The organism is Pseudomonas sp. PS02302 (assembly GCF_029959585.1).
Classification (GTDB): Bacteria; Pseudomonadota; Gammaproteobacteria; order Pseudomonadales; family Pseudomonadaceae; genus Chryseomonas; species Chryseomonas aestiva.
This window is the reverse complement of record NZ_JASCON010000034.1, coordinates 1-22,178: the sequence shown is the minus strand read 5'-3', so window position 1 is coordinate 22,178 and position 22,178 is coordinate 1. Positions and strand designations below refer to the sequence as shown.

Here is a 22,178-nt window from a genome sequence, read left to right as displayed (position 1 = left end):
ATGACTACTGCAATTCCCGCCACCGAGCGCGCCCTCTGGCAGGTGCCCAGCTATTCGACGACCTTCTGGAACGGTCGCAGCCGTCCGCACTGCGTGGTGATTCCGGTCATCAACGAAGGCGAGCGGATTCTCAACCTCTTGCGGCGCATGGCGGCGGCCAGGATCGCCGACATCGCCGATGTCATCATCGTCGACGGTGGCAGCACCGACGGCTCGCTGGAGCCGCAGCGGCTGCAGGAGCTGGGCGTCCGCGGGCTGCTGGTCAAGACCGCACCGGGCAAGCTCAGCTCCCAGTTGCGCTGCGCCTATGCCTTCGTACTCGACGAAGGTTACACCGGCATCGTGACCATCGACGGCAACGACAAGGATGATCCGGACGCCATCCCGCGCTTCATCGACGCCATCGAGCAGGGCTACGACTTCGTCCAGGCTTCGCGCTTCCTGGCCGGCGGCGTGGCGGAAAACACTCCCAAGTCCCGCGATTTCGCCATTCGCTTCATCCATGCGCCCATGCTGAGCCTGGCCTCGGGTTTCCACTGGACCGACACCACTCAGGGTTTCCGCGCCTACAGCCGGGCCATGCTGCTGGATCCGCGCGTGGCACCGTTCCGTGACGAGTTCACCACCTACGAGTTGCTGGCCTATCTTTCCTACCGGGTCCCGAAATTGGGCTATCGCTGCGTGGAACTCCCCACCGTGCGGCGCTATCCGAAGGGCGAGGTACCCACCAAGATCAGCAGCGTCAGAGGTAATCTGTCGGTGCTGCAGGTACTGATGAAGGCCTGTGCAGGTCATTACAACCCACGCCTGGGCGAGGACGCTCAGCTGGCGGCGCAACGACGAAGCTGATTCCGTCGCGCTTGCCGGATGTGCAAGAGACGATGGAGTAGGCAATGGTGCGTGTGCTGTCGGCGTTTCGCGGGCTCTATTTCGCGACGCTGTTGATGTTGATCGGGACCGGTCTGCTGAGCACCTATCTCGGTCTGCGCCTGGCCGCCGATCAGGTGCAGGGGCTTTGGGTCGGCGCCCTGACCGCCGCCTATTACGCGGGCCTGGTGATAGGCGGCAAGTTGGGGCACAGGCTGATCGCCAAGGTCGGCCATATCCGCGCCTATGTAACCTGCGCCGGCGTGGTCGGCGCAGCGGTGCTGGGGATCGGTCTGCTGCCCTGGCTGCCGATGTGGCTGGCACTCAGGGTGCTGATCGGCATGGGCATGATGTGCCAGTACATGGTGCTGGAGAGCTGGCTCAACGAGCAGGCCGGCCCAGGCGAGCGCGGCAAGGTCTTTTCCGGCTACATGACCGCTTCCTACCTCGGCCTGGCGCTGGGGCAGGTGGTGCTGGTGCTCTCGCCGGATCTCGGCGTCGACAAGCTGATGCTGGTCGCCATCTGTTACGCCCTGTGCCTGGTGCCGGTGGCGGTCACCGGCAAGATCCACCCGGCACCGCTCAAGCCGGCGCCGCTGGAACCCACGTTCTTCATCCAGCGGATTCCGCAGTCGTTGACCACGACCCTGGTCGCGGGGCTGGTGATCGGCTCCTTCTATGGTCTGGCACCCCTCTATGCCAGCGCCCAGGGCCTGCCCACCGAGCGCATCGGCCTGTTCATGGCCTGCTGCATCTTCGCCGGTCTGATCGCCCAGTGGCCGATCGGCTGGCTGTCGGATCGGCATGACCGCAGCTGGCTGATCCGGGTGGTCGCCATCGCCCTGACCCTGGCTGCCCTGCCCCTGGCCGTGTTGCCCCATGTGCCGCCGGTGGTGCTGCTGCCGCTCGGCCTCATCGCCAGCCTCCTGCAATTCGTGCTCTATCCCCTGGCGGTGGCGTTGTCCAATGACCATATCGAAGGGGAACGGCGGGTATCCCTGAGCGCCATGCTGCTGGTGACCTTTGGCATCGGAGCCTGTATCGGTCCGCTGGTGGTGGGTGCCCTGATGAATCTGGTCGGGCCCAACATGCTCTATGCCTTCGTCGTGCTCTGCGGTGCCATCCTGATCTGGCGCATCCGTCCGGATGCGGTCACCGGCAAGCACCTGGTCGACGAGGCGCCGCTGAGCCACGTGCAGATGCCCGAAGGGTCGACCAGCTCGCCGCTGGCGGCCGCGCTGGATCCACGGGTCGATAGCCAGGTGGTGCATGACCAGATGCACACTGAGCCGGTCGTAGAGGAGGAACCCGTCGAGGAGGGCGCACCGCTGCAGGAAGAGATCGAGTTCCTGCAGGACCCGCCTGAATCCAAGGCGCCCTGAGCGGTGAAGGAGGGCGTCCAGCAGTCGTGGACGCCCGGTCGGTCACTCGAACCGGCGGTTTTCCCGCTGCAACTGGTAGATGAAGCGCTCGATCTGACGCTGGGCTGCGCCGGTCAGGCTGTTGAAGCAGACCCCGACGTCGCTGTATTCCATACGCTCCGGACAGGCCACGTGGCGAATGGTCACCGGGGTGTTGATGGTCCCGATTGGCAGCTCGGCGGTGAAGCTCTGTACCTGCTGCCCCGGTTGCAGCAGATGGGTCACATTGCCGGGAAAGCGCAGCTTGCAGCCCGTGGCCGACAGGTCGATCAACTGGCCTCGCAACTGGATCGGGCTGTTGCCCTGGCTCAGCTCTGCCGTCGCCGGCTGGGTCAGCAGCAACTTGACCCGATAGGCATTGCGCCGCTGGTGATAGGTGAGTTCGGTGGGCAGGCCGATCCAGTAGCAGCGATTGCCATCCAGCTCGCTGAACTCGACCGGGTGATTGATCTGCCAGGTGACCTTGATGCCTTCGTGGAAGCTGTCCACCCGGAACGACTGGCCCTGTTCGAGCAGACGTTCGGCCTCGCGTGGGATGAATTCATCCAGCGCGATCAAACCCTTCGCCTCGTCGATCTCGACGACGAAGCTCTGGAATTGCTGCCCCTGACGATTGAAGGTGATCCGCAACGGAATATGCTGCTGTTGCGCCGGCCGCAGGCAGGCCAGGATCTCGCCCTTGGAGCGATAGACCTGGGGTGGCTGAGCGGCGTGGTCGCTAGCGGAAGAGCCTTGCACCTGGAAACTCCTGTAAACAGCGGTCAGCAAGGATACTGGCTTAACGCCATCTGTACAGTGAAAAACGCTGGCATGAGAATGCCCGTGATCAAGCCGAACTCAGCGGACGCTGATAGCCGCCACCGGTCTGACTGCCGCGACGGTTGTACAACGTGGGCGCCGAAGTGCCCTGCAGTACATTCAGCAGTTTGCCGACCACGAAGCGGTTGGCCTGGATGATCTGGCCATTACGGACGTTGTGAGCCTTGCATTGCTCCATGAGCTGCGCGAGCTGACTGGAGCGCGCCAGCAATTCTTCCCCGTCGGGCTGCTGGGCGGCGTAGGCCTGCAAACCCTGCAGATCCGCCCGCAGACCATAGGTCTGGAGCAGCAGGGTGCGCTGCTGGGCGTGCTGGTCGAGCTGCTTGAGCAGGATCTGCTTGGTGCCCAGCAGGGCCTCCAGCCGATCGAGCTGGCGCTCGCTCAGAGCCTGGAACTCCTGCTCGATCAGGGCCAGCAGTTGCTCGCTCAGGTCGATGTCGTGGCGGGTGATCTCGAGCAAGTTGGCATGGGGCATGGCGCGGTTTCCGTTCGAACGTTAGTGGCGATCGTCAGAAAGGCCATGCCGAACCGGGCGTCAGGACTCGAACGCCATCAGCTTGTCGGCCACCTTCTGGCTGTCGACCTTGTAGGAGCCATCGGCGATGGCCTGTTTCAGGCGGCTGACCTTGTCGCTGTCGACCACCGGCAGATCCTTGAGCCCTGCCGTCAGGGAACTCAGTTGCTTGGCCTCGGCGCTCAAGCTGACCGACTCGCCGGAGGCGGTGCTCTTGGTAGCCTTGACGTCGCTGGTCTGAGCCGTGGACACGTCCTTGGTGGACGCCGCCTTGGTATTGCCTATGCCCGCAGTAGAGGACGAATTCAGGCGATTGATATCTAGAGCCATGAGTGAAGATCCTCGTGTCGTCTCATTCGCATGTCCGGCTTATCGGCGTGCCATGCCGAAACTTTAGCCGCAGACCTGTGCGCCTTGTCACATCCTTCGACAGGATGACGCGCAGAGGTTCAGGATGCAGACGCCAAGGTACTCCTTTTGACTTCTTCGCTAAAGCGCCACCTCCACCTGCCCCTGATCGACGACCCGACCACGGATCACCCGGTTGGAGCTCAGGTTGCGTACACGAATCTCCTCATCCTTGGCCCCTGCGCTGAGGGCTTCGCCCTGCATGCGGATATTGAAGGAAGCGCTGCGGGCATTGATCACCACCTGTTCGCCCTTGCGGATGAGTTCGGCCTGCTCGATAAAGGAGGGCGACAGCACCTGCTCGCTGACCACCTGACGCTTCAGCTGGGTACCTATCACCTGCTCCAGGCTGGTCAGGTAGCCCTGGGTCAGGGTGCCGACATCGCGCTCCACCAGGGCCACGTTCTGGTCGTCCAGCACCGCGCCGCGCAACAGCGGCTGCTGGGTAACCACCACCGGGCGATACAGCTTGACCTGGGCGGGCACGAACACCGTCCAGGGACTGCCACCTTCGCAGCGTACCTTGACGTTGATCCGGCCCACCGGTGTCGGGCTGCCCTGCTGCGACAGCGTCAGGGGTTTGTCGCAGGCGGCCAGACGCAACCGGGAATCCAGGGAGTTGATCTGAGTTTCATGGCGAGCGTTGGAATGGGTCTCGAGTAAATATTCCTGCACGCGCTCCTCAAGAAAACTTTCGACAGCGCCGATAAGTTCGTCAGATGAGGTGTAGTCGCCTTCTGCAAAGGCCTTTCCGCCCAGGCATGTCAGGATCAACACAAGATTCGCAGCCCAGCGGCAAGAGGTTTTCATAGGTCGGAAACACGTCGCTTCGATCTTCATGAGTCACATCTAAGCAAGCCCTGTGCCGAGTTTTGCGACCGGTCCGTGGCAACGAGAGGAGTCGCCAAATGGCTGGTGTATTGGACGCAGTCAACCAACGTACCCAACTGGTGGGCCAGAACCGTCTGGAGCTGCTGCTGTTCCGCCTGGATGGCTCGCAGCTCTACGGCATCAACGTCTTCAAGGTGAAGGAGGTGCTGCAGTGCCCCAAACTCACCGTGATGCCGAAATCGAGTCCGGTGGTACGGGGCGTGGCCAGCATTCGTGGCGGCACCTTTCCCATCATCGACCTGGCGATGGCCACCGGTCGTCGTGGGCTGGAAGACATCAACAACTGCTTCGTGATCATCACCGAGTACAACACCAAGGTGCAGGGCTTCCTGGTGCGCTCGGTGGAGCGAATCGTCAACATGAACTGGGAAGGCATCAATCCGCCGCCCAAGGGTACCGGTCGTGATCACTACCTGACCGCCGTCACCCGGGTCGACAACCAGCTCGTCGAAATCATCGACGTGGAAAAGATCCTCTCCGAAGTCGCACCGTCGGTCGAGACCGTGTCGGCCGGCGTCATCAGCGAAGTGGTACAGGCCAAGGCCGTCACCAAGCGCGTTCTGATCGTCGACGACTCCTCGGTGGCCCGCAAGCAGGTGAGCCGCTGCCTGGAAACCGTCGGGGTAGAGGTCATCTCCCTCAACGACGGTCGCCAGGCCCTGAACTTCCTCCAGGCGATGGTGGCTGAAGGCAAGCGTCCGGAAGAGGAATTGCTGATGATCATTTCCGACATCGAGATGCCGGAAATGGATGGCTACACCCTGACGGCGGAAATCCGTCATGATTCGCGGATGCAGAAAGTGCATATACTGCTGCATACCTCCTTGTCCGGCGTCTTCAACCAGGCGATGGTCAAGAAGGTCGGTGCGGACGACTTCCTGGCCAAGTTCCGTCCCGATGATCTTGCCTCCCGGGTAGCCGAGCGCATCAATGCGGTCGACAGTCACTAGGTGAAGGCGTCTCTATCCCGGTATCCAGAAGGCGGAGCGGCAGTGTCAGCAGTCAACGCGGATTTTGTGCTTTTTCGTGATTTCCTCGAGAAATCCAGCGGGATCCTGCTCGGTGACAACAAGCAGTACCTCGTCTCCAGTCGGCTCAACAAGCTGATGGAGACCGAGGGGATCAAGACGTTGTCGGAGTTGGTGCAGCGCATCCAGATGCAGCCCCGTAGCGGTCTGCGGGAAAAGGTCATCGATGCGATGACGACCAATGAAACCCTCTGGTTTCGCGACACCTATCCCTTCGAGGTGCTGAAGAACCGCCTCTTGCCGGAGTTGACCAAGAACACCTTCGGCCAGCGCCTGCGGGTCTGGTCGGCGGCCTGCTCCTCGGGTCAGGAACCCTATTCGCTGTCCATGACCATGGACGAATTCGAGCGCAGCGCGGCAGGGCAGGGGCGTGGCGGCATGCAGATCGTGGCGACCGACCTCTCCGGCGCCATTCTCACCGCGGCCAAGTCCGGCGAGTACGATTCGCTGGCGATCGGCCGAGGACTGTCTCCGGAGCGCCTGCAGCGCTACTTCGATGTGCAGCAGCCGGGACGCTGGGCGGTCAAGCCGGCGATTCGCAGCCGTATCGAATTCCGTGCGCTGAATCTGCTGGACAGCTACGCCAGCCTCGGCAAGTTCGACATGGTGTTCTGCCGCAACGTGCTGATCTACTTCTCCGCCGAGGTGAAGAAGGACATCCTCACGCGCATCCACGGCACCCTCAAGCCAGGCGGCTATCTGTTCCTGGGCGCCTCGGAGGCCCTCAACGGCCTGCCGGATCTCTATCAGATGGTGCAGTGCAATCCGGGCATCATCTACAAGGCCAAATAGGCCGGTGGATGGACACCCAAGGGCAGACCCAGGTCTGCCCTTTCTTTTGCGCCAAAGTTTTGCCGCACCCGATCGCGGGGCCGGCAAAGGCGGCGGAAAAACCTTGCCGCTTGCCGTCGTTCTGACTGCCGCGTCGCGCTAACCCCTTGATTTATATGGATGCTGGAGACTGGCACGGGCCTTGCTAAATCGCTTGCAAGCCACGTCAAAGGTCTCTCGACATGAGCATCAGTTTCGACAAAGCACTCGGGTTGCACGAGCAGGCGCTGAACTTCCGTTCGCAGCGCGCCGAGGTATTGGGCAACAACATCGCCAATGCCGATACCCCGGGCTACAAGGCGCGGGATCTGGATTTCAGCGCCGTGATGGCAGAGCAGGCGGCCAAGAGCGCCCCGGGCGCTGCCGGCCACTATCAGCTGGAAACCACCAACAGCCGGCATATCGCCGCCGAGGGCTTCGACATGGGCATGGGCGACTCTGCGTTGAAGTATCGCATCCCCACTCAGCCCTCGGTGGACCAGAACACCGTGGATGCGCAGGTCGAACAGGCCAACTACGCCGAAAACGCGATGAATTTCCAGGCCAGCTTCACCCTGCTCAATAGCAAGTTCAAGGGGCTGATGTCGGCCCTGCGCGGAGAGTAGCCATGTCCCTGAGTTCGCTGTTCAACATCGCCGGTAGCGGGATGAGCGCCCAGAACGTTCGCCTCAACACCGTGGCCAGCAACATGGCCAACGCCGATTCCGTGTCTTCCAGCGTCGACCAGACCTACAAGGCGCGGCATCCGGTGTTCGCCGCCCAGCTCAACGACGCCCAGGGCGGCGCCTCGCTGTTCGACGACCAGGGCCAGGCCGGGGTCGGGGTGGAGGTGAAGGGCATCGTCGAGGATCAGAGCGAGGTACAGAAGCGCTATGAACCCAACCATCCCATGGCGGACAAGGACGGCTACGTCTACTACCCCAATGTGAACGTGGTGGAGGAGATGGCCGACATGATTTCGGCCAGTCGCGCCTTCCAGACCAATGCGGAAATGATGAATACCGCCAAACAGATGATGCAGAAGGTACTGACCCTCGGTCAGTAAGGAACCGGCGCCATGGCCATAAGCACGACCAATTCAACCACTCAATCGGTGCTCGACAAGTACTCCGTCAACAAGACGGACGCTACCTCCGAGACCGCTAGCAGCGATGGCAAGAAAGGCGGCAAGCTCGGCAAGGACGAGTTCCTCAAGCTGATGGTTGCCCAGATGAACAACCAGAATCCGCTGGAGCCCCAGGGCAACGGCGAATTCATCGCGCAGCTGGCGCAGTTCAGTACCGTCGAGGGCATCACCAACCTCAACACCAGCGTCAGCTCGATCCTCTCCGGCAGCCAGTCTTCCCAGGCGCTGCAGGCGTCCACCCTGGTGGGCCGCAAGGTGATCGTCGACAGCGACAAGGTCAAGGTGGACACCAGTGCCGACTTCAAGGGCGCCCTCAACCTGACCGCCTCCAGTTCCAACGTCTGGGTCAACGTCTATGACACCAGCGGCAGTCAGGTGAATCGTCTGAACCTGGGGCAGCAGTCCAGTGGCCTGGTGAACTTCACCTGGGACGGTACCGACGCCAATGGCAAGAAGCTGGACGCCGGCACCTATCGCTTCGAGGCTCAGGCCAGCATCGACGGCAAGACCGAAGCCATGAAAACCAGTTTGCCGGCCAATGTCGACAGCGTGACGCTGGGGCAGAACGGCGGCGAAATGACACTCAACCTTGCCGGCGTCGGCAGCATCGGTATCTCCAAAGTCCAGGCGGTCGGCCAGTAAGGCGCGGCACACGAGAGGAATCCAGCATGTCTTTCAATATCGGTTTGAGCGGCATCAAGGCCGCGTCCAGTGACCTCAACATCACCGGCAACAACATCGCCAACGCCAGTACCGTCGGCTTCAAGCAGTCGCGGGCGGAGTTCCAGGACCTCTATGCCGCCTCGGTACTGGGCACCGGCAAGAATGCCCAGGGCAGCGGCGTGCTGCTCGGCAACGTCGGCCAGCTGTTCAACCAGGGCACCATCGACTCCACGCAGAATGCGCTGGACATGGGCATCAATGGCAACGGCTTCTTCATGACCAGTAACAACGGCGCCGTCCAGTACACCCGTGCGGGTTACTTCGGCACCGACAAGCAAGGCTTCATCGTCGACAACAACGGCTACAAGCTGCAGGGCTACACCACCAATGCCCAGGGTCTGCTGCAGCCTGGTGTACGCAGCGACCTGCGCATCGAGACGGCCAGTCAGGCGCCCAAGTCCACGACGCAGATCGCCCAGCAGTTCAACCTGAACTCGACCAGTGCGCCGCCGACGCTGACGCCCTTCGATCCCTCGGATCCGAAGACCTACAACTCCTCGACCTCGCTGAACATCTATGACAGCCAGGGCAACTCCCACGTCATGTCGCAATACTTCGTCAAGGCACCGGCGCCGGCCACCAACCAGTGGTCGATGCAGGTGCTGATCGACGGACGCAACCCGCTGGATCCGGGGGTTGCCACCAAAACCGCCAATACGGCGGCGGGGGTTGCCGGTGCCACGGCAAACAGTGTCGCCACGGCGGTCAACAACATGTCCGGGGCCACGCCCCAGGTGAAGGCCATCGCCAACAACGCCGCCGCCGCTGCCGGTGCGACTCCGGCTTCGGTCGCCGCGGCCGTGGCCGCCTATGGCACCCAGCCGCAGAGCTTTGGCGTGACCTTCGATGCGGCCGGCAAGCTGAGCACCGTGAGCTCTTCTTCGGCGGGCGTCAGCATCGATCCGAAGACCAATATCATCACCTTCGCCACCGATCCCACCGGATCGAGCGGCAGTGGCTGGATCCCGGCGATCTCCGATGGTGGCAACCCGGCGAACTACAGCTGGAATGGCGCGCTGGGCAATACCGGCGGCTTCACCTTCGATCCGCGCGGCTCGACGCAATTCTCTACCGCCTTCGCGGTGAACAGCGTCAACCAGGACGGCTACACCACCGGTCAGCTGTCCGGTCTGGAGATCGACGATACCGGCCAGATCTTCGCGCGCTACACCAACGGTCAATCCAAGGTCCAGGGTCAGGTCGTGCTGGCGAACTTCGCCAACGTCCAGGGCCTGACTCCCATGGGCAAGACCTCCTGGACCGAGTCCGCGGAGTCCGGTCAGCCGGTGGTGGGCACGCCACGGGCCGGTACCCTGGGTTCCTTGCAATCCGGTGCGCTGGAAGCTTCCAACGTGGACATCTCCACCGAGCTGGTCGATATGATCGTGGCGCAGCGCAACTACCAGGCGAACGCCAAGACCATCGAGACCGAGAACGCCATCACCCAGACCATCATCAACCTGCGTTGATGTCGTTTCTCTGACGGCTTGCCGCTCAGGCGTCAGGAAAAGCCTCCCTTGGGAGGCTTTTCTATTCTCAAGTCATTGATTCAGTGGGGTTTCCGTTTTCTGGAACGGGCCTTGCTATAGAACCTCCGAACGCAAGCTTGGCGGCAATCTGCCGCCGTCGGAGGATCAGATGGACAAGCTGCTGTACGTCGCCATGACCGGCGCCAGCCAGAACGAAATGGCCCAGCGCGCCCATGCCAACAACCTGGCCAACGTCTCGACCTCGGGATTCCGCAAGGATCTCGAACAGGCGCGCTCGATGCAGGTGTTCGGCGAAACCATGCCGTCGCGCGTCTATTCCATGAGTGAGCGGCCGGCGACGGATTTCACTCCCGGTGCGCTGCAGGAGACCGGGCGTGACCTGGACGTGGCAGTCCAGGGGCCGGGCTTCGTCGCGGTCCAGGATCCCTCCGGCAAGGAGGCCTACGTCCGCACCTCCAGCCTGCAGATCGATCCCCTCGGCATGCTGCGGACCGGCAGCGGCTTGCCGGTGCTCGGCAATGGCGGACCCATCGCCGTGCCGCCCGCTTCCAAGGTGGAAATCGGTCAGGACGGCAGCATCACCGTGCGCGGCTCCGGTCAGGCGGCCAACGCCCTGGCCCAGGTCGATCGCATCAAGCTGGTCAATCCCGACACCAAGCAGATGGAAAAGGGGCTCGACGGCCTGTTGCACATGAAGCAGGGCCAGGCTGCGCCGCCCATGGACGCCAACGTGTCCCTGGTGTCCGGCTTCGTCGAGTCGAGCAACGTCAATGCGGCGGAGGAGATGACCTCCATCCTGTCGCTGTCCCGCCAGTTCGAGCTGCAGGTGAAGATGATGCGCAGCGCCGAAGACAACGACGCGGCGCTGGCAAAGGTTTTGCAATTCTCCTGATCAAGGCTAGCGCCGACGTAAAACCGGCACTTCGAGGAATACCATCATGATGTCGTCACTGTGGGTCGCCAAGACCGGTCTGTCCGCCCAGGACATGAACCTCACCACCATCTCCAACAACCTGGCCAACGTGTCCACCACGGGCTTCAAGCGCGATCGCGCCGAATTCCAGGACCTGCTGTACCAGATCCGTCGCCAGCCGGGTGCCCAGTCCACCCAGGACAACCAGCTGCCCTCCGGCCTGCAACTGGGTACCGGTGTGCGCATCGTCGGCACCCAGAAGAACTTCACCGAGGGTTCGCTGCAGACCACCGACCAGCCGCTGGACATGGCCATCAACGGCGACGGCTTCTTCCAGGTGACCATGCCTGACGGGACCATCAACTACACCCGTGACGGTACCTTCCACCTGAATGCCGATGGTCAGCTGGTCACCGCCAACGGCTTCGCCCTGCAGCCCGCCATCGTGCTGCCGGCCGATACCAAGACCTTCACCGTTGGCGAAGACGGCACCGTGTCGGTCACCACCGCCGGCCAGGCCGCGCCCCAGGTCATCGGCAATCTGCAGATCGCCCAGTTCGTCAACCCGGGCGGTCTCCAGGCCGTGGGCCAGAACCTGTTCACCGAAACCGCGTCCAGCGGTGCGCCCCAGGTCGGTACCCCGGGCCTCAACGGCCTTGGCACCGTGCTGCAGAGCACCCTGGAAAACTCCAACGTGAGCACCGTCGAGGAGCTGGTGAACATGATCACCACCCAGCGCGCCTACGAGATGAATTCCAAGGTCATCAAAGCGGCCGACGACATGCTCGGCTTCGTCAGTCAACAGCTCTAATCCCCTGTGAGGAAGCGCTCCATGAAACCTCTGTTCGCCGTCGCCCCGCTCCTGGGAGCGCTCGTACTCGCAGGATGCGTAGCCCCGGCCGCCAAGCCGGACGATCCCTACTACGCCCCGGTGCTGCCGCGCACGCCGGTGCCGGCGGCGCAGAACAACGGCGCCATCTTCCAGTCGGGGTTCGAGCAGAATCTCTATACCGACCGCAAGGCCTTCCGCATCGGCGACATCATCACCGTCACCCTGCAGGAGAAGACCCAGGCCAGCAAGAACGCCAGTTCCGACGTCGCCAAGAACAGCAAGGCGACCCTGGGGCTGACCTCGCTGTTCGGCGCCAAGCCGAAGATCCCCAATCCCCTGGCCGATGGCGACCTGAGCCTGGACGCCGGCTTCTCCGGCAACCGCTCCAACACCGGCAAGTCCACGGCGGCCCAGGGCAACAGCCTGTCCGGCTCGCTGACCGTGACCATCGCCGAGGTGCTGCCGAACGGCATCCTGGTGGTCCGTGGCGAGAAGTGGCTGACGCTCAACACCGGCAACGAACTCATGCGCATCCAGGGCATGGTCCGCGCCGACGACATCGCCACCGACAACACCGTGTCGTCCACCCGCGTGGCCGATGCCCGTATCACCTATTCGGGCACCGGCGCCTTCGCCGATGCCAGTCAGCCGGGCTGGCTGAGCCAGTTCTTCGGCAGCCCGCTGATGCCCTTCTGAGGATGAGCGCCATGTTCAAGACCCTCATCGCCGCTGCCGCCCTGGCCCTGGTCATGCCCCTGGCCCAGGCGGATCGGCTCAAGGACATCGCCAGCATCCAGGGCGTGCGGACCAACCAGCTAATCGGCTACGGCCTGGTGGTGGGTCTGCCCGGTACCGGCGACCAGACCACCCAGACGCCCTTCACCGTGCAGACCTTCAACAACATGCTGGCCCAGTTCGGCATCAAGGTGCCGCCGGGTACCACGGCGCAGCTGAAGAACGTCGCGGCGGTGTCCATCCATGCCGATCTGCCGGCCTTTTCCAAACCCGGCCAGACCATCGACATCACGGTGTCCTCCATCGGCAATTCCAAGAGTCTGAGAGGCGGCAGTCTGCTGCTCTCGCCGCTCAAGGGTATCGATGGCCAGATCTACGCCATCGCCCAGGGCAACCTGGTAGTCGGGGGTTTTGACGCCGAAGGCCGTGACGGCTCTAAGATTACCGTCAACGTTCCGTCATCCGGCCGCATTCCCAATGGCGCCACCGTCGAGCGACCGGTGCCGAGCGGCTTCGATCAGGGCAACAGCATCACGCTGGACCTCAATCGCAGCGACTTCACCACCGCCAAGCGCATCGTCGACAAGATCAACGAGACACTTGGCGCGGGTGTTGCATCAGCTGTTGATGCCGGATCGATTCGTGTCACGGCGCCGGTGGATCCTGGCCAGCGCGTCGACTACATCTCGATCCTGGAGAACATGGAGGTGGATCCGGGGCAGGCGGTGGCCAAGGTCATCGTCAACTCCCGCACCGGGACCATCGTCATCGGCCAGAACGTCAAGGTCTCGCCGGCGGCGGTGACCCAGGGCAGCCTGACCGTGACCATCAGCGAGGACCCCCAGGTGAGCCAGCCCAATCCCTTGTCGGGTGGGCAGACGGTGGTGACCCCCCAGTCGACCGTCAAGGCCAAGCAGGAGGCCAAGCCGATGTTCAAGTTCGGTCCGGGTACCACGTTGGACGAGATCGTGAGAGCGGTGAATCAGGTGGGCGCGGCGCCCAGCGACCTGGTGGCCATTCTCGAAGCGTTGAAACAGGCCGGCGCCTTGCAGGCCGATCTGATCGTTATCTAAGGAGAACGGGCGATGGAATCTCGTCTGGGTGGCAACTACGGCAACGTCAAGGATTCGGGGGCCTTTACCGACCTGAATCGGTTGGCCCAGATGAAGGGTAAGGACCGCGACAGCTCGGAAAACGTCAAGAAGGTCGCCGGCGAATTCGAGTCGCTGTTCCTGAGCCAGATGCTCAAGTCCATGCGCAGCGCCAACCAGGCGCTGGCGGACAAGGACAGTCCCTTTTCCAGCGAGACCACCAAGCAGTACCAGGACATGTACGACCAGCAGCTGGCCGTCTCCCTGTCCCGGGACGGCGGCGGTATCGGCCTGGCCAACGTGCTCGAACGTCAGTTGAGCAAGACCGCCCAGCCGTCGGCGCGCCCCAATCCCTTTGCCCAGGTCGGCCAGGCTGCGCCCACCGAAGGCCAGCTGGCCGCTGGTCGCAACGCCAAACTCAACGACGTGGCGAGCCACGGCCTCAAGCCGGCCAATGCGGTGGCGTCCGGGCGTGACGATTCCAGCGCGCTGAATTCGCGTCGGCTGGCGCTGCCCGGGCGACTGGCCGAGCGTACCGCCGCCAATATTTCCGGCGCGGCCGAGCAGGGCGCCACCCTCAAGCAGAGCTTCCAGGACGTCGCGGCTGCCCAGAGCGCCTGGCGTCAGCAGGCTACGCAACCCGGCAGCAAGCCGGCCGCCGCGACCGAGGCCGTCGCCAGCGTGGATGGCGCCGCTGCCACCGGCAAGACCCGTTTCCGTACCCGCCAGGAATTCGTCGATACCATGATGCCCATGGCCGAAGCCGCGGCGAAGCGCCTGGGCGTGGATCCCAAGTTCCTGGTCGCCCAGGCGGCGCTGGAAACCGGTTGGGGCAAGCACATGGTCAAGCAGGCCGACGGCAGCAACAGCAACAACCTGTTCGGCATCAAGTCCCACGGCTGGGACGGCGGCAGCGCCCCGGCGGTGACCCAGGAGTTCGTCAACGGCAAGGCAGTGACCGAGACCGCCAAGTTCCGCACCTACGATTCCTTCGCCGACAGCTTCCACGACTACGTGAACTTCCTGCAGAGCAACGACCGCTACGACAAGGCGCTGTCCACCAACGGCAACTCCGAGCGCTTCATGCAGGGCCTGCAGCAGGCCGGCTACGCCACCGATCCGCAATACGCACGCAAGGTGATCCAGATCGCCCGCAACATGAACACCTATCAGACGGTCGCCTCCCTGGGCACCAGTCCGTCCCGCGGTTGAGGTGAGCCATGGCTGATCTACTTTCCATTGGTCTGTCGGGCCTGAGGTCCACGCAAAACGCCCTGACCACCACCGGCCACAACATCGCCAACGTCAACACGCCTGGCTATTCGCGGCAGGAGGCCATCCAGCAGACCAACATCGCCCAGTTCAATGGCGCGGGTTACATCGGTTCCGGCTCCCAGACGGTGGATGTGCGTCGTCTCGCCAGCGATTTCCTCACCAGCCAGGTGCGCTCGGCCACCAGCCAGAACAGCGAGCTGCAGACCTTCAAGAGCCAGATCTCCCAGCTCGATGGGCTGCTGTCCGACAACACCACCGGTATCACCCCGGCGATGCAGAAGTTCTTCGCCACCCTGCAGACCGCCTCCCAGGATCCGTCCTCGGTTCCGGCGCGGGAAGCCGTGCTCGCCCAGGCCCAGGGCCTGAGCAAGTCCTTCAATACCCTGTATGACCAGATCGACAAGCAGAACGGCCAGATCAACGATCAGCTGTCGGCTCTCACTGGCCAGATCAACTCCCTGGCCAAGAGCGTCGGTAGCCTGAACGATGCCATCGCCCGCTCCAAGGCGGCCGGCGCGGCGCCCAACGACCTGATCGATTCTCGTGATCAGGCCATCAAGCAGCTGTCCGGCATGGTCGGTCTGCAGGTGGTCAGCCAGGACGATGGCTCGTTGAACCTGTTCGTCGGCACCGGTCAGCCACTGGTGGTCGGCAGCAATGTCTCGACCCTGGCCGCTCAGCCGGGTAACGACGATCCATCGCGTTACCAGGTCACCCTGACGGCGGGCAGCACCTCGCAGATCATCACCTCGCAGGTCAGTGGCGGCGAGATGGGCGGTCTGCTGTCCTACCGGGACACGGCGCTGGACCATGCCTACAACAGCCTGGGCCAGTTGGCGCTGACCCTGACCGATACCCTGAACAAGCAGCTGGGGCAGGGCCTGGATCTGGCCGGTAACGCCGGTTCGCCGCTGTTCAGCGACGTCAACGGGGGTCAGAGCACCGGTCTGCGGGTCATGGGGCGGTCGACCAACTTCGGTTCGGCCTCCGCCACGCTGAACATCACCGATACCGCCAAGCTGAATCCCAGCGACTATCGGCTGGACTTCGACGGTACCAACTTCAAGGCGCTGCGCGTCAGTGATAGCACCAGCATCACGGTGACCCGCAGCGGTACCGATCCGGTCACCCTGACCTTTGCCGATGCCCAGGGCGCCGATCAGGGCTTCAAGGTGCAGTTTACCGCGGCCGAACTGAACAAGGCCCAGGCAGGCGACGTCTTCAGTCTCCAGCCCACCCGTCGCGGTGCGGCGCAGATGAGTGTGGAGCTGAACCAGTCCAGCCAGCTGGGCTTCGCCGGTACCGCCAAGGCTGCCAGCACGACCAACAACCGCGGTACAGGTGCCATCACCCAGCCTGATCTGAAGAGTGCGCCCTCGCCAGTCAGTACCGCCGATCTGGGTAGGCTGTTCGGTGGCGGTGGCATCAAGCTGAGTTTCAATGCCGCCGCTGGCAACCTGACCGGGACCCTGCCCACCGGCGCCACCCTGAGTTATGTCTCGCCGTCCACCACCGGCCTGACCTCGGGCCAGACCAATACCCTGCGGCTGCAATACACCGACCCGAACACCAACAACAGCTACAGCTACGATTTCAACGTCAGCGGCGTGCCTCAGGATGGCGACAGCTTCACCCTGGGCGCCAACAGTGGCGCGGTCTCGGACAACCGCAATGCCCTGAACCTGGTGGCCTTGCAGACCAAGACCACCATGGGCGGCTATGGCACCACCGGCACCACCTACAACAACGCCTACGGCGGCCTGGTGGAGCGGGTCGGTACCCTGACCGCCCAGGTGCGGGTGGACTCGGCCGCCAGCGAAACCGTGCTCAAGCAATCCGAAGACAATCGCGATTCCCTGTCAGCGGTGAACCTGGACGAGGAGGCGGCCAAGCTCGTCCAGTTCCAGCAGTACTACGGTGCCTCGGCGCAGGTCATCAAGATCGCCCAGTCGCTGTTCGACACCCTGATCGGCGCCTTCAGATAAGGAACCCGCCCATGCGCATCTCTACCGTCCAGGCGTTCAACAACGGCATCAGCGGCCTGCAGAACAACTACAGCGATGTCAGTCGCTCCCAGGAACAGATCAGCACCGGCAAGAAGATCCTCACTCCGGCGGACGATCCAGTGGCGTCGATCAAGCTGTTGCAGCTGAGTCAGGAAGAGGCGCTCAACGGTCAGTACAACACCGGCATGACCGCCGCCACGAACAGCCTCACTACCCAGGAATCCATGCTGACCTCGGTGGAAACGGTGCTGACGCGTATTCGCGAAATCGCTGTCCAGGCTGGCAATGGCACCCTCGATCCTACCGATCGCGCGTCCCTGGCCAAGGAAGTTGGCCAGCGCGAAGACGAGCTGATGAACCTGATGAACAGCAAGGATGCCAGCGGCAAGTACCTGTTCTCCGGCTCCATGGGCGACACCCAGCCCTATGTGCGCAATGCCGACGGCACCTACAGCTACAACGGCGATGAAGGCCAGCGCAGCGTGCAGATCGCCAGCTCTACCTTCGTGCCCATCAGCGACAGCGGCAAGGACGCCTTCGAGAACAACTTCAACGCCAATCGGGTGGATACCAGCAAGGTCGCGACCAACACCGGTACCGGGCGGATCTCCCTCGGCCTGGTGGAGGACAAGGGCGCCTATGATTCGACCTTTCCGGCCAGCGCGCCGCCGGCAGCCAGCGACGGTATCGGCATTCATTTTCTCGATGACAAGAAATACGTCGTCTACGACCTCGCCAAGGCGCCCACGGCCGCCCAGTGGGCGGCCTACGATCCGGCCAATCCGCCGGCAGGTCAGCTCAAGGCGGACAGCCTCAACAGTACCCAGGAAGCCAGCAAGTTCATCCGCTACGGTGGGGTGAAGGTGCAGCTGGACGGCGCTCCCGCTGCCGGCGATGAGTTCAAGATCACCCGCGACACCGCCAACGAGAAGCGCAGCCTGCTCAACGTGGTATCCGATCTGCGCAAGGCCCTGGAAAATGGTGACAGCAGTACCGAGGGGGTCTATCAGATCCGTGACAGCGCCGCCGTGGCCCTGAGCAACCTGGACACCGCCTACACCCAGGTCGATGGCGTGCGTGGCAAGGTCGGCGCCCGTCTCAACGTCATCGACTCCACCAGCGACTTCATCGCCAACGTCAGCCTGGTCAACAAGTCGGTGCAGTCGGATCTCCAGGATCTCGACTACCCTGAAGCGCTGTCGCGCTACGCCCTGCAGAACACCGTGCTGCAGGCGTCGCAGCAGAGTTTCGTGAAGATCGCCCAGTTGAGTCTGTTCAAATACCTGTAAGGACTTCGGCCAACGCGTAACCGGGATTGGCCGATTTTTTGCTGCTACTCTTCCGATAGGCCAGATGCGCCGGTTTTCCGCCGCCTTGGCCGCTCGACTCATCGCGAAGGGATAGCAACATGTTTGATGGCCTGTCGATCTTCATCTCGGGTGGTACCGGCTCCTTCGGCCGCGCCTTCGTCAAGCGGCTGTTGAGCGACTACCAGCCCAAGCGGGTGGTGGTGTTCTCCCGCGACGAACTCAAGCAGTACGAAATGAGCCAGGAATTCGACGCGCCCTGCATGCGTTATTTCCTCGGCGACGTGCGCGACGAGCAGCGCCTGCAGCAGGCCATGCGCGGCATCGATCTGGTGGTGCATGCCGCCGCGCTCAAACAGGTGCCGGCGGCCGAGTACAATCCCACCGAATGCATCCGCACCAACGTCAATGGTGCGGAAAACATCATCGCCGCGGCGCTGCAGAACGGCGTGAAGAAGGTCATCGCCCTGTCCACCGACAAGGCGGCCAGTCCGATCAATCTCTATGGCGCCACCAAGCTGCTCTCGGACAAGCTGTTCGTTGCCGCCAACAACATCGCCGGCAGTCGCGACACCTCCTTCGCCGTGGTGCGCTACGGCAATGTGGTCGGCTCCCGCGGCTCGGTACTGCCGCTGTTTCGCAAGCTGATCGCCAAGGGCGCCGAGGATCTGCCGATCACCGATGCGCGCATGACGCGCTTCTGGATCACCCTCGACGAGGGCGTGGATTTCGTCATGCGCAGCTTCGAGCGCATGCAGGGCGGCGAGTTGTTCGTACCCAAGATTCCCTCGGCGCGCATTGTCGATCTGGCCACCGCCCTGGCGCCGGACCTGCCACAGCGCCAGGTCGGTATCCGTCCGGGTGAAAAGCTGCACGAGATGATGATCTCCCGGGACGACAGCCCCCATACCCTGGAATTCGCGCATCACTATGTCATCGCGCCGGCGATGAGTTTCAACCAGCCCTGCGATTACTCGCTTGATGGCCTGGGCGAGCAGGGGCGGCCGGTCGAACCGGGTTTCGAATACCTGTCCGACAGCAACCCCGATTATCTAGACGTCGCGGCGCTCCGCCAGCTGGTCGAGCGCTGCCCATGAGCGGCATTCCCTATGGTCGGCAATCCATCAGCGAAGCGGACATCGCCGCGGTCACCGCCGTGCTGCGTTCCGACTGGCTGACCCAGGGGCCGATGATCGAGCGCTTCGAACAGGCGGTGGCGGGGCGCTGCGAAGCAGCGCATGGCGTGGCCGTGTGCAATGCCACGGCGGCGCTGCATCTCGCCTGCCTGGCACTGGACCTGGGGCCAGGCGATCTGCTCTGGACCTCGCCCAATACCTTCTTGGCCAGCGCCAACTGTGCGCGCTATTGCGGCGCCGACGTCGACTTCGTCGACATAGATCCCAGCACCCTCAATCTCAGCGTCCCGGCGCTGGCCGCCAAGCTGGAAGTCGCCGAGCGGGCCGGGCGACTGCCGAAGATCCTGGTGCCCGTGGCCTTCGCCGGCCAGAGCTGCGACATGGCCGCCATCCAGCCTCTGGCACGGCGCTATGGCTTCAAGGTGATCGAGGATGCCTCCCACGCCATAGGGGCAAGGTACGCGGGGCAGGCCGTGGGCTCGGGTGCCCAGGCCGACATCACCGTGTTCAGCTTCCATCCGGTGAAGATCGTCACCACCGGCGAAGGCGGGCTGCTCACTACCAATGATGTCGCCCTTGCCGAACGGCTGCGGCGACTGCGCAGCCATGGCATCACCCGCGACCCGGCGTTGCTGCAGGCCGCAGGGCAGGGTGGCTGGCACTACGAGCAGCTGGAACTGGGCTTCAACTACCGCATCACCGATATCCAGGCGGCCCTGGGGCTGTCGCAGCTCGACCGTCTGGAGCCCTTCATCGCGCGCCGGCGCGCCCTGGTCCAGCGCTATCGGGAGCTGCTGGCAGGATTGCCGGTCGGCCTTATCGGCGACCAGATCGGTGCCGAGTCGGCCTGGCACCTTTTTCCCATCCGGGTGGATGAACGCCAGCGCCATCGGGTCTTCGCCGGGATGAGAGCCGCCGGTGTCGGCGTCAACCTGCACTATATTCCCGTGCACCTGCAGCCCTATTACCGCGCTCTGGGCTTCGCGCCCGGCGATTTTCCGGAAGCCGAGCGCTACTACGCCCAGGCCCTGAGCCTGCCGCTGTACGCCGACCTGAGCGAGGCACAGCAGGATCGGGTGGTTGAAACCCTAGCCGAGTTGTTGAAGTAGAGGAAAGGACCATGCGAGAGATGACCGCGCAAGAGCGCTTCTGGCAGGGTGAATTCGGCGATGCCTACGTCGACCGCAACACCGGCGCTGCGGCCGTGGCCAGCAGCCTGGCCTTCTTCGGGCGTGCTCTGGCCCGTGCCGGCACTCTGGGTAGCGTGCTCGAGCTGGGCACCAACCGTGGCCTCAATCTGCAGGCCCTGCGCGCCCTGTTGCCCCAGGCGCAGCTGCAGGGGGTGGAACTCAACGGCAAGGCCTGCGCCCTGGCCCGGACGCTGAACGTGGCCGATATCTGGGAGGGTTCGCTGTTCGACTATCCCGTGACCGCGGGTTTCGATCTGGCGTTCACCAAGGGCGTGCTCATCCATCTGCCTCCCGACTTGCTGCCGGCTGCCTACGACAAGCTGTACCAGGCCAGCCGACGCTTCATCCTGGTCGCCGAGTACTACAACCCCACGCCGGTGGAAGTGAGCTATCGCGGCCATGCCGAGCGGCTGTTCAAGCGCGATTTCGCTGGTGACCTGCTCGACCGCCATGCCGATCTGCGCCTGTTGGACTACGGATTCGTCTATCACCGCGACCCGCTGTTTCCCGCCGATGACATCTCCTGGTTCCTGCTGGAGAAACAGGCGTGACCGCCATCGCCATCATTCCCGCCCGGGGCGGCAGCAAGCGTATCCCGCGCAAGAACATCAAGGTCTTCCACGGCCGGCCGATGATGGCCTATTCCATCCAGGCGGCCCTGGAGAGCGGGCTGTTCGCGCGAGTAGTGGTCAGTACCGACGATACCGAGATCGCCGAGGTAGCCCGGAGCTGGGGCGCCGAGGTGCCCTTCCTGCGTCCTGCCGAGCTGGCGGATGACCATGCCGGCACCGTCGAGGTGATCCAGCATGCGGTGGCGGCGCTGCGCGAGCAGGGCGAGAACTTCGCCTACGCCTGTTGCCTCTACGCCACAGCGCCCTTCGTGACGCCGGCCGACCTGACACGAGGGCTGGATGCGCTCGAAAGCCATCCGGACAAGGCCTATGCCTTCACCGTCACCGATTACGCCTCGCCGGTGCAACGGGCGTTGCGGCTACGCCCGGACGGCGGTGTCGAATCGCTCTATCCAGCGTTCTACGAAACCCGCTCCCAGGATCTGGAGCCGGCTTTCCACGATGCCGGCCAGTTCTACTGGGGACGCACCGAGGCCTGGGCGCAGGGTGCACCCCTGCATGCGCCGCACTCGCTGCCCGTACGGCTGCCGCGGTATCGGGTGCAGGATATCGATACCCCCGAAGATTGGCAGCGCGCGGAAACTCTGTTCGCTGCCCTGGGAGCGATGCCTCGGTGATGCGGATCCTGGTGCGTGTGGATGCCTCGCCCGTGATCGGTGGCGGCCATCTGGCACGCTGTGTCACGCTGGCGAGGGCGCTGGAGGCACCGGGTGCGCAGTGCACCTTTGTCTGCCGTTTGACTGAGCCTGCCTGGCGCGCACTGATCCCCCAAGCCTGTGAAGTCCTGCTGTTGCCCCCGCTCGGATCGGCGTCTGGCTATCCCGAGCAACTGATCGACACCGAGGAAGACTTCCTGGCGACGCAGGCCCTGCTGGGCGAGCGGTGCTTCGACTGGTGCCTGATCGATCATTACGGCCTGGCCGCGGACTGGCATGCCAAGGTC

At 63.4% G+C, this 22,178-nt stretch carries 23 protein-coding genes and 1 pseudogene; 20 read left to right on the top strand and 4 right to left on the bottom strand.

The window, feature by feature from the left end:
* Window positions 1-849 (top strand): glycosyltransferase family 2 protein, encoded by an 849-nt coding sequence (locus QMX82_RS13205; protein ID WP_282284233.1) that lies wholly within the window; start codon window positions 1-3, stop codon window positions 847-849.
* A gap of 44 nt (window positions 850-893) precedes the next feature.
* Entirely contained in the window at window positions 894-2,249 is a 1,356-nt protein-coding gene (locus tag QMX82_RS13200; protein WP_282284229.1) for an MFS transporter, read from the top strand.
* Window positions 2,250-2,291: 42 nt separating this feature from the next.
* Here QMX82_RS13200 and QMX82_RS13195 read toward each other — a convergent pair whose 3' ends face one another.
* The 4 genes from QMX82_RS13195 to flgA all read right to left on the bottom strand — a co-directional run bounded on the left by QMX82_RS13195 (window position 2,292) and on the right by flgA (window position 4,839).
* A complete protein-coding gene (locus QMX82_RS13195; RefSeq protein WP_282284227.1) occupies window positions 2,292-3,026 on the bottom strand; it encodes a flagellar brake protein in 735 nt (244 codons plus the stop codon).
* 88 nt (window positions 3,027-3,114) lie between these two features.
* A complete protein-coding gene (locus tag QMX82_RS13190; RefSeq protein WP_282284225.1) occupies window positions 3,115-3,582 on the bottom strand; it encodes a flagella synthesis protein FlgN in 468 nt (155 codons plus the stop codon).
* 60 nt (window positions 3,583-3,642) lie between these two features.
* Window positions 3,643-3,951 (bottom strand): flagellar biosynthesis anti-sigma factor FlgM, encoded by a 309-nt coding sequence (gene flgM, locus QMX82_RS13185; protein ID WP_059315614.1) that lies wholly within the window; start codon window positions 3,949-3,951, stop codon window positions 3,643-3,645.
* Window positions 3,952-4,110: 159 nt separating this feature from the next.
* Window positions 4,111-4,839 carry a flagellar basal body P-ring formation chaperone FlgA gene (gene flgA / locus QMX82_RS13180; protein ID WP_423814995.1) on the bottom strand — a complete coding sequence of 243 codons (729 nt, stop codon included), beginning with the start codon at window positions 4,837-4,839 and terminating at the stop codon, window positions 4,111-4,113.
* A gap of 98 nt (window positions 4,840-4,937) precedes the next feature.
* Between flgA and QMX82_RS13175 the strand changes: the two genes are divergently transcribed.
* The 18 genes and pseudogenes from QMX82_RS13175 to QMX82_RS13090 form a co-directional block, all read left to right on the top strand.
* Window positions 4,938-5,870 carry a chemotaxis protein CheV gene (locus QMX82_RS13175; protein ID WP_044340938.1) on the top strand — a complete coding sequence of 311 codons (933 nt, stop codon included), beginning with the start codon at window positions 4,938-4,940 and terminating at the stop codon, window positions 5,868-5,870.
* 42 nt (window positions 5,871-5,912) lie between these two features.
* Window positions 5,913-6,740, top strand: a complete 828-nt coding sequence (gene cheR, locus QMX82_RS13170; RefSeq protein ID WP_282284213.1) for a protein-glutamate O-methyltransferase CheR — start codon at window positions 5,913-5,915, stop codon at window positions 6,738-6,740.
* A gap of 221 nt (window positions 6,741-6,961) precedes the next feature.
* Window positions 6,962-7,384, top strand: coding sequence for a flagellar basal body rod protein FlgB (gene flgB, locus QMX82_RS13165; RefSeq protein WP_282284211.1), 423 nt, complete (start codon window positions 6,962-6,964; stop codon window positions 7,382-7,384).
* A 2-nt stretch (window positions 7,385-7,386) separates the two neighbouring features.
* Window positions 7,387-7,824, top strand: coding sequence for a flagellar basal body rod protein FlgC (flgC, locus tag QMX82_RS13160; protein WP_027601641.1), 438 nt, complete (start codon window positions 7,387-7,389; stop codon window positions 7,822-7,824).
* 12 nt (window positions 7,825-7,836) lie between these two features.
* Entirely contained in the window at window positions 7,837-8,547 is a 711-nt protein-coding gene (gene flgD, locus QMX82_RS13155; RefSeq protein ID WP_282284203.1) for a flagellar hook assembly protein FlgD, read from the top strand.
* A 26-nt stretch (window positions 8,548-8,573) separates the two neighbouring features.
* Window positions 8,574-10,097, top strand: coding sequence for a flagellar hook protein FlgE (locus tag QMX82_RS13150; protein ID WP_282284202.1), 1,524 nt, complete (start codon window positions 8,574-8,576; stop codon window positions 10,095-10,097).
* A 169-nt stretch (window positions 10,098-10,266) separates the two neighbouring features.
* A complete protein-coding gene (locus QMX82_RS13145; protein ID WP_133862456.1) occupies window positions 10,267-11,010 on the top strand; it encodes a flagellar basal body rod protein FlgF in 744 nt (247 codons plus the stop codon).
* A gap of 46 nt (window positions 11,011-11,056) precedes the next feature.
* On the top strand, window positions 11,057-11,842 hold the full coding sequence (gene flgG, locus QMX82_RS13140; protein WP_282284198.1) for a flagellar basal-body rod protein FlgG: 786 nt from the start codon (window positions 11,057-11,059) through the stop codon (window positions 11,840-11,842).
* Between the two features lie 21 nt (window positions 11,843-11,863).
* Window positions 11,864-12,559 carry a flagellar basal body L-ring protein FlgH gene (gene flgH, locus QMX82_RS13135; protein WP_133862455.1) on the top strand — a complete coding sequence of 232 codons (696 nt, stop codon included), beginning with the start codon at window positions 11,864-11,866 and terminating at the stop codon, window positions 12,557-12,559.
* A gap of 11 nt (window positions 12,560-12,570) precedes the next feature.
* On the top strand, window positions 12,571-13,671 hold the full coding sequence (locus tag QMX82_RS13130) for a flagellar basal body P-ring protein FlgI (protein WP_133862454.1): 1,101 nt from the start codon (window positions 12,571-12,573) through the stop codon (window positions 13,669-13,671).
* A gap of 12 nt (window positions 13,672-13,683) precedes the next feature.
* Window positions 13,684-14,901, top strand: a complete 1,218-nt coding sequence (gene flgJ, locus QMX82_RS13125; RefSeq protein WP_282284196.1) for a flagellar assembly peptidoglycan hydrolase FlgJ — start codon at window positions 13,684-13,686, stop codon at window positions 14,899-14,901.
* An 8-nt stretch (window positions 14,902-14,909) separates the two neighbouring features.
* Entirely contained in the window at window positions 14,910-16,949 is a 2,040-nt protein-coding gene (gene flgK, locus QMX82_RS13120; protein ID WP_282284193.1) for a flagellar hook-associated protein FlgK, read from the top strand.
* Between the two features lie 11 nt (window positions 16,950-16,960).
* A complete protein-coding gene (gene flgL / locus QMX82_RS13115; protein ID WP_282284191.1) occupies window positions 16,961-18,259 on the top strand; it encodes a flagellar hook-associated protein FlgL in 1,299 nt (432 codons plus the stop codon).
* Between the two features lie 119 nt (window positions 18,260-18,378).
* Window positions 18,379-19,374, top strand: a complete 996-nt coding sequence (gene pseB, locus QMX82_RS13110; protein WP_282284188.1) for a UDP-N-acetylglucosamine 4,6-dehydratase (inverting) — start codon at window positions 18,379-18,381, stop codon at window positions 19,372-19,374.
* On the top strand, window positions 19,371-20,522 hold the full coding sequence (pseC, locus tag QMX82_RS13105) for a UDP-4-amino-4,6-dideoxy-N-acetyl-beta-L-altrosamine transaminase (RefSeq protein WP_282284186.1): 1,152 nt from the start codon (window positions 19,371-19,373) through the stop codon (window positions 20,520-20,522). The genes pseB and pseC overlap by 4 nt, the downstream gene beginning before the upstream one ends.
* An 11-nt stretch (window positions 20,523-20,533) precedes the next feature.
* The gene (locus QMX82_RS13100) at window positions 20,534-21,154 is read left to right on the top strand and encodes a pseudaminic acid biosynthesis-associated methylase (RefSeq protein WP_282284185.1); all 621 of its coding nucleotides are present in this window, start codon (window positions 20,534-20,536) and stop codon (window positions 21,152-21,154) included.
* Complete coding sequence (gene pseF / locus QMX82_RS13095) at window positions 21,151-21,852, top strand: pseudaminic acid cytidylyltransferase (protein WP_282284184.1); 702 nt, start codon at window positions 21,151-21,153, stop codon at window positions 21,850-21,852. The genes QMX82_RS13100 and pseF overlap by 4 nt, the downstream gene beginning before the upstream one ends.
* Window positions 21,852-22,178 (top strand): annotated as a pseudogene (locus tag QMX82_RS13090) (UDP-2,4-diacetamido-2,4,6-trideoxy-beta-L-altropyranose hydrolase); the annotation flags it as partial. The gene pseF and the pseudogene QMX82_RS13090, both read left to right, overlap by 1 nt.